Below are 6,037 nucleotides of genomic sequence, written 5' to 3' on the forward strand. Positions count from 1 at the left end.
GTCGGCCGGGTGAGGCACTACTACTTCCTGTGACGGGACCCGTAACGACCCGCTCCCCACGTGAGCGGGCCGTTCATCGTGTCCTTGTTCCGGCTCCAGGAAGAGGCGAGCCTTGCGCGCGCAACTCACCATGTCCGATGTCCATCTCGCCCGGGGCGGACATGCCGTCCTGCGGGGCGTCGATCTGACCGTCTCCCCCGGCTCGCGCTGGGGAATCGTCGGCGACAACGGCCGGGGAAAGAGCACGGTGCTCCAGGTGCTCTCCGGTGACCTGGTCCCCGATCGAGGGGGGGGTCTCCCGGCTCGGGAGTCTGGGGGTCGCCGGGCAGGAGCTGGCGGGCTCCGGGCGTACCGTCGAAGGACTGATCTCCACCCACCTGGCCGCCGCCAGGGCCGCGGTTCGTGCCGTTGACGACTCGATCGCGGGCGCCGGCGCCGCCTATCAAGCGGCCCTGGACGCCGCGGTCGCGCTCGACGCCTGGGACGCCGATCGCCGCGTCGACATCGCGCTGGAGGCCCTCGGCGCCGTCACCGACCGTGAGCGGCCGCTGGAGACGATGTCGGTCGGTCAGCGCTACCGGGTGCGCCTGGCGTGCCTGCTCGGCGCGAACGACGACTTCCTGCTGCTCGACGAGCCCACCAACCACCTCGACCAGCAGGGCCTGGAGTTCCTCACCGCACGGCTGCGTGCCTGGCCGGGCGGGATCGTGCTGGTCAGCCACGACCGCGACCTGCTGTCCGAGGTGGCGACCTCGGTCCTGGACCTCGACCCCAGCCGCGACGGCCGCCCCGTTTCCTACGGCGACGGCTACGCAGGGTACGTCCGCGGTCGCCACGCCTACCTCCAGTCATGGACTGACGACTACGCCGCGCACCAGGCAACCCAGGCCCGGCTCGCCGGCGACCTCGCGGCGGCGCAGGCCCGGCTGAGCACCGGCTGGCGCCCGGACAAGGGCACGGGAAAGCATCAGCGCGCCACGCGGGCACCGGCCCTGGTCCGCTCGGTGCACCGCCGCGCTTCTGACCTTGCCGCTCACGAGGTCCCCATGCCGTCCCCACCAGCACGGTTCGTCATGCCCGCGCTGACCGCGCCGGCCGGCGTGATTCTCGTCGAGGCCACCGGCGTCCGGGTCCACGGCCGCCTCGAAACCCCGGTCGACCTCGCTCTTTCGGCGGGCTCCCGCCTGGTGGTCACCGGCCCCAACGGCGCCGGCAAGTCCACCTTGCTCGCCGTCCTCGCCGGGCTGCTGCCGCCTTCCGAGGGCTCGGTACGGTGTCACCCCGCCGCCCGGATCGCCCTGCTGGCCCAGGAATCGCCTCGTGATGACCGGCTCTCGACCGGCCAGAAGCGGCGCCTCGACCTGGCCGCGGTGCTGGCCGGTCAGCCGCACGTGCTGCTGCTCGACGAGCCGACGAACCACCTCTCGACGGCCCTGGTCGGCGAGCTCACCGAGGCCCTGGCCACCACCGGCGCGGCGGTCGTCCTGGCCACGCACGACCGGTGGCTGCGCCGCGAAACCGCGGATTGGCCGCAACTCCTGCTACAAGTCGGGGATGACAAAACCCGAGGACGAGGTCGTCACGCTGGCGAGTGAGCTCATCGCCATCGACACCACCAACCCCGGAACGTACGGCGGGCCGGGACCCGAACGGGCCGGAGCCGAGTACGTCGCCGCGAAGCTCGCCGAGGTCGGACTCTCCGCGGAGTACGTGGAGTCGGGAGCACCGGGACGGGGCAACGTGATCGTCCGGCTCGCCGGGGCGGACCCGGCGCGCGGGGCGTTGCTGGTGCACGGGCACCTCGACGTCGTCGCCGCCGACCCCGCGGACTGGTCGGTGCATCCGTTCTCCGGGGAGGTCCGCGACGGGTACGTGTGGGGGCGCGGCGCCGTCGACATGAAGGGGATGCTGGCGATGATGCTCGCGGTCGCCCGGCACTTCAAGCGCACGGACGTCGTACCTCCCCGGGATCTGGTCTTCGCGTTCCTGGCCGACGAGGAGGCCGGCGGCGTGGTGGGCGCGCAGTGGCTCGTCGAGCACCGGCGGGACCTGTTCGACGGCGTCACCGAGGCGATCAGCGAGGTCGGCGGGTTCTCGGTGGAACTGGGTGGGCGGCGGGCGTACCTCGTGGAGACCGCCGAGAAAGGGTCCATGTGGTTGCGGCTCGCCGCCCGGGGCACCGCCGGGCACGGGTCGCTGCTGCACACCGACAACCCGATCGCGAAACTGGCCGCGGCGCTGGACCGCCTCGACCGGCACCGTTTCCCGCTGATCCTGACCGACCCGGTGCGCGAATTCCTGGCCGGGTCCGGGCTCCCGTTCGACCCCGCCGACCCCGAGGCCACGGTCGCGAAACTGGGGCACCTGTCCCGGCTGATCGAGGCGACCCTCCGCGACACGGCGACCGTGACGATGGTCGACGCGGGCTACAAGTCCAATGTGGTGCCGTCGATCGCCCGGGCCACCGTCGACGGGCGCATGCTCCCGGGGCGCGACGCCGCGTTCCGGGCCGAGCTGGCTTCGGTGCTCGGGCCCGACATCGAGGTCGAGTGGGACAGCCTGCCCGCGGTGCAGACCAGCTTCGACGGCGACCTAGTCGCGGCCATGGCGGCGGCCATCACCGCCGAGGACCCCGGGTCGCGCCTACTGCCCTACATGCTTCCCGCGGGTACGGACGCCAAGTCCTTCGCCCGCCTCGGCATCCGCCACTTCGGGTTCGCCCCGCTGCAGCTCCCGCCGTCGCTCGACTTCACCGCACTGTTCCACGGCGTCGACGAGCGGGTGCCCGTCGACGCGCTTCGGTTCGGATCCCGGGTGCTGGACCGGTTGCTGCGTTCCTGCTGATCGTCTGTTAGCGTCGGAGCCGGTCATGAGTGCCAGCGCGTAGCCCCGGCTTGCTGGCCGGCAACCCTTGCGTTCGCGATGGGGTGCCCCGGGTGAGGACCAGGCCTGCGCCGATCCCGGTGCGGGCAAGCGCGGGCCCCGGGGAGTCGGGACCCCGACCTCACGGAGCTTCCCTGTGACTCTTGCTGTGCAACGCGACCTCGACATCGTCGGCGGGGACCTCACCACCACCCTGCCCTCCGGCGACGTGGTCGGGTTCGCCCACCTCGACTACGCGGCCTCGGCCCCCAGCATCCGCGCGGCCGCCGACGCGGTCACTGCCATCCTTCCGTACGCCGGGAGCGTCCACCGCGGCACCGGACTCCGCGCCCAGACCTCGACGCTGGAGTACGAACGGGCCCGCGACGTGGTCGCCGAGTTCGTCGGCGCCCGCCCCGGCGACGAGGTCATCTTCACCCGCAACACCACCGACGCCCTCAACCTGCTCGCCCGCGCCCTCCCCGACGGCACCACCACCATCGTCTTCGAGACCGAGCACCACGCCAACCTCCTGCCCTGGCCGAACCAGCTCCGCCTCCCGGTCCCCGCCACCCCCGACGACGCGGTCGAAGCCGTGCGCGCCGCCCTGCGTACGGTCGAAGGCCCCGTCCTCGTCGCCGTGACCGCCGCGAGCAACGTCACCGGCGAGATCTGGCCGGTCCGCCGCATCGCCGACGCCGCCCACGCCGCCGGCGCCCGCGTGGCGGTGGACGCCGCCCAGCTCGCCCCGCACGCCCCCATCAGCCTCACCGACCTCGGCGCCGACTACCTCGCCTTCTCCGGCCACAAGCTCTACGCCCCCTTCGGCACCGGCGTCCTCACCGGCCGCGCCGACTGGCTCGACGCCGCACCCCCCTACCTCGCCGGCGGCGGCGCCAGCGCCTCCGTGGGCGAAACCCCCGGCGACGTCACCTGGACCACCGGCCCCGCCCGCCACGAAGCCGGCACCCCCAACCTCATCGGCGCCGTAGCCCTCGCCGCCGCCTGCTCCGCCCTCCTCCGCACCGACCGCACCGCCCTCCACCACCGCGAACAGGAACTCCTCACCTGGCTCCGCTCCGGCCTGGGCCCCCTCCCCGGCCTCCTCGAAGTCAACACCTTCGCCCCGGACCACCCCCGCGTAGGCATCATCTCCCTCGCCCTCGCAGCCCACGACCCCGCCGCCATAGCCAGCACCCTCTCCACCCACCACGGCATCGGCGTCCGAGCCGGCCAGTTCTGCGCCCACCCCCTCACCCGCCGCCTCACCGGCACCACCCACACAGCAGCCTGCGGCTTCTCCGAAAGCCTCCTCCGAATCAGCTTCGGCCTAGGCACCCCCGACGACCACATCACCCGCCTGATCACAGCCCTCTCCACCCTCACCCACCCCTAACCCCCTCCCCCCCATCCCCCACCCGCTGCCACCCCTTGGCCGAGCTGTATCCGCCCAGCCAAGCTCCACCTCACCCATAGGCCCTCCTCCACCAAGCCCGCCGCCTGACTGACCCACCCCGCCCACCCAGGCCCCTGGCTACCGGCCAACCCCGAGCCTCTCGGACCACCTGAGCCCCTCGGCCACCTGAGCCCCTCGGGCACCTGAGCCCCTCGGGCACCTGAGCCCCTCGGCCACCTGAGCCCCTCGGGCACCTGAGCCCCTCGGGCGCTCGGGCGCTCGGGCGCTCGGGGGAGGTGAGCCACGAAGGCCAGCAAAGAAGCTCGGACGTGAACAGGCGAAGAAGCTCGAACCCAGTTCGCCTGCACGGGCGCCATTCCTGCGCAGGCTCTCCCTTCTCCACACGGATGTACTTCCCTTCGCAGGCACCCCTGCCCCCGCGCAGGCGCCCTTTCCCGCGCAGGCGCCCTTTCCCGCGCAGCAAGCAGCATAATTCGACTAACCAAACTCCATGCCGGCCAAAATATGGAAAACCAGCACCACCGCTCGGCCATCCGTAACGGCAGCGCAAAGAGTCACCTACCAACATCAGGGCGGCCGCCTTCCACCTAACTCATTCCACAATCCAAATGAACACAACGGTAAATCGAATTCCCCAATCCACAAGAACGCCCCAATCGACATAAGCGCCCTGCACGCTTTGCCATACTCTAGGTTTCCCGCGTCCCGAGAACCGCTCCGCAAAAGCGACAGGCACCATCGCAGAAATCCGCGTCGGCCCGCCCCCGCAATTCTCCGGCATCGGTTTCTCACCTCGGCGCGCTCTGCGCCCACCCCGCCGGCACCAGGCCCCGCAAGCCGACTCCGAGTGCCGCAGCTCCCACCGCGCGAGGGTGTCGAGGCCTCGGATGCCGACTCCCCTGCTCCCGGTAGCTGCAACTTCCTACTCGGTTCACGCCGTACCGCAGGCAGCAACAGGTGCGCCACCAGTAGCGGCCGCGGGGTTGTCGGCGTTCCTCTCAAGGCTCGCCACCGCGGTTCGGGCCGCGCGGATGGAAGTACCAGAGTCAGGCTAAAGATCTTCCGCCTACTCGACGCTGGAGGTCGGAGGCGTGCCGGCTGCGGCTGCGGCTGCGGCTGCGGCTGCGGCTGCGGCTGCGGCTGCGGCTGCGGCTGCGGGAGTTTTGGCGCTGGCGATGAGGCGGCAATCGATAACGCTGCAGCTGCCGCCATCACCGCTGGTCTCAGCACTGATGCTGGAGCTGACGTTCGACGTGATGCGGGCGCCGGGTTGGGTTCTGACGGCCACTGGCTCGATGCCGACCGTGGAGAGGGCGGGGTTCGGAGCACCCGCACCGCCGCCGAGCCTGACATCGCAGAGGCAGGCGCTTGCGTAGGTGTCGGCGTCTCCCACTGCGACGACCATGGAGGATGCGGGACCTTCAACGCCCGAACAGGCGCCGGCATTCGGGGTAAGGCTGCGATTCGGACTGCGCTTGCGGTTCGGGCTGCGGCTGTGGTTCGGGCTGCGGCTGTGGTTCGGGCTGCGGCTGCGGTTCGGGCTGCGGCTGCGGCTGCGGTTCGGGCTGCGGCTGCGGTTCGGGCTGCGGCTGCGGCTTGTGGCGGTGCAGGCGCGGGTGTTGGGCGCTGCGGTGGTGGTGGTGTGACGGTGGCGAGGATGTCGTCCCAAGGGATACCGCTGGTGGCGTGGAGGGTGGGGTTTCCTTGGGCGGCGCGTAGTTCGAGGAGGCGTTGGACGTGCAGGCGGTATTTGCCCCA

6 protein-coding genes and 1 riboswitch are annotated in these 6,037 nt (G+C 71.5%); of the genes, 5 read left to right on the forward strand and 1 reads right to left on the reverse strand.

The window, feature by feature from the left end; all coding sequences use genetic code 11:
- Window positions 1-130: 130 nt before the first annotated feature.
- From Aco04nite_RS50235 to Aco04nite_RS19040, 4 genes are all read left to right on the forward strand, one after another.
- Window positions 131-412 carry an ATP-binding cassette domain-containing protein gene (locus tag Aco04nite_RS50235; protein ID WP_212998553.1) on the forward strand — a complete coding sequence of 94 codons (282 nt, stop codon included), beginning with the start codon at window positions 131-133 and terminating at the stop codon, window positions 410-412.
- A complete protein-coding gene (locus tag Aco04nite_RS48915) occupies window positions 312-1,595 on the forward strand; it encodes an ATP-binding cassette domain-containing protein (protein ID WP_438874922.1) in 1,284 nt (427 codons plus the stop codon). The genes Aco04nite_RS50235 and Aco04nite_RS48915 overlap by 101 nt, the downstream gene beginning before the upstream one ends.
- Window positions 1,555-2,844: a M20/M25/M40 family metallo-hydrolase gene (locus Aco04nite_RS19035; protein WP_212998554.1), complete on the forward strand. Its 1,290-nt coding sequence runs from the start codon at window positions 1,555-1,557 to the stop codon at window positions 2,842-2,844. Before Aco04nite_RS48915 ends, Aco04nite_RS19035 begins: the two co-directional genes overlap by 41 nt.
- Window positions 2,845-2,865: 21 nt before the next feature.
- Window positions 2,866-2,982, forward strand: a riboswitch (SAM riboswitch).
- Between the two features lie 67 nt (window positions 2,983-3,049).
- On the forward strand, window positions 3,050-4,258 hold the full coding sequence (locus tag Aco04nite_RS19040; RefSeq protein WP_244876110.1) for an aminotransferase class V-fold PLP-dependent enzyme: 1,209 nt from the start codon (window positions 3,050-3,052) through the stop codon (window positions 4,256-4,258).
- 1,087 nt (window positions 4,259-5,345) lie between these two features.
- Here the strand turns inward: Aco04nite_RS19040 and Aco04nite_RS19045 are convergent.
- Window positions 5,346-5,684: a hypothetical protein gene (locus Aco04nite_RS19045; RefSeq protein WP_212998556.1), complete on the reverse strand. Its 339-nt coding sequence runs from the start codon at window positions 5,682-5,684 to the stop codon at window positions 5,346-5,348.
- A gap of 70 nt (window positions 5,685-5,754) precedes the next feature.
- On the opposite strand from Aco04nite_RS19045, the gene Aco04nite_RS19050 reads away from it, so the two are divergent.
- The gene (locus Aco04nite_RS19050; protein ID WP_212998557.1) at window positions 5,755-5,925 is read left to right on the forward strand and encodes a hypothetical protein; all 171 of its coding nucleotides are present in this window, start codon (window positions 5,755-5,757) and stop codon (window positions 5,923-5,925) included.
- Window positions 5,926-6,037 lie beyond the last annotated feature (112 nt).

Source organism: Winogradskya consettensis (assembly GCF_018332715.1).
Classification (GTDB): Bacteria; Actinomycetota; Actinomycetes; order Mycobacteriales; family Micromonosporaceae; genus Actinoplanes; species Actinoplanes consettensis.